The sequence below is a fragment of the Streptomyces olivaceoviridis genome, assembly GCF_014650115.1.
Taxonomy (GTDB): domain Bacteria; phylum Actinomycetota; class Actinomycetes; order Streptomycetales; family Streptomycetaceae; genus Streptomyces; species Streptomyces olivaceoviridis.
This window is the reverse complement of record NZ_BMUI01000120.1, coordinates 1-749: the sequence shown is the minus strand read 5'-3', so window position 1 is coordinate 749 and position 749 is coordinate 1. Positions and strand designations below refer to the sequence as shown.

At 73.3% G+C, this 749-nt stretch carries 1 protein-coding gene; it reads left to right on the top strand.

Annotated elements, in window-relative coordinates; genetic code table 11:
• Positions 1-749, top strand: a 749-nt coding sequence (locus tag IE273_RS43175; RefSeq protein ID WP_189820562.1) for a ketoacyl-synthetase C-terminal extension domain-containing protein, incomplete at both ends; no start/stop codon positions are given.

The window sequence follows — 749 nt, the reverse complement described above, 5'->3', positions numbered from 1 at the left end:
AGGCGCAGGCGGTGCTGGCCACCTACGGCCAGGACCGCGACCGGCCGCTGTGGCTGGGTTCGCTGAAGTCGAACATCGGTCACACCCAGGCCGCCGCGGGTGTGGCCGGTGTGATCAAGATGGTGCTGGCGATGCGGCACGGGGTGCTGCCCAGGACCCTGCACGTGAACGAGCCGTCGACCCACATCGACTGGTCGGAGGGCGACGTCCGGCTGCTCACCGAGGCCGTCGACTGGCCCGAGCACGGGCACCCCCGGCGCGCCGGCGTGTCGTCCTTCGGAGTGAGCGGCACCAACGCGCACCTCGTCCTGGAACAGGCCGCGCAGCCCGACGCGGCACCTGCCGCGTCGACGTCCGCGCCCGCCACGGCCGTTCCGTGGCTGCTGTCCGCCAGGACGGCCGAAGCCCTGCGCGGCCAGGCCGACCGGCTGCGGGCCCACGTGGCGGCACACCCCGGACTGACCCCGGCCGACATCGGGTTCTCGACCGCGACCAGCCGGGCCGCGCTGCCCCACCGCGCGGTCGTGGTCGGCACCGACCGCGACGCCCTCAGCCGCGAACTCGACCTGCTGGCCCGTGGAGAATACTCGGACCACACCGTTCGGGGCACGACCACCCCGGTGGGCCGGACGGTGTTCGTGTTCCCGGGTCAGGGGTCGCAGTGGGCGGGGATGGGGGTGGAACTCCTTGGTTCCTCGCCGGTGTTCGCGGGGCGGATGGCGGAGTGTGAGCGTGCTCTGGCTCCGTAT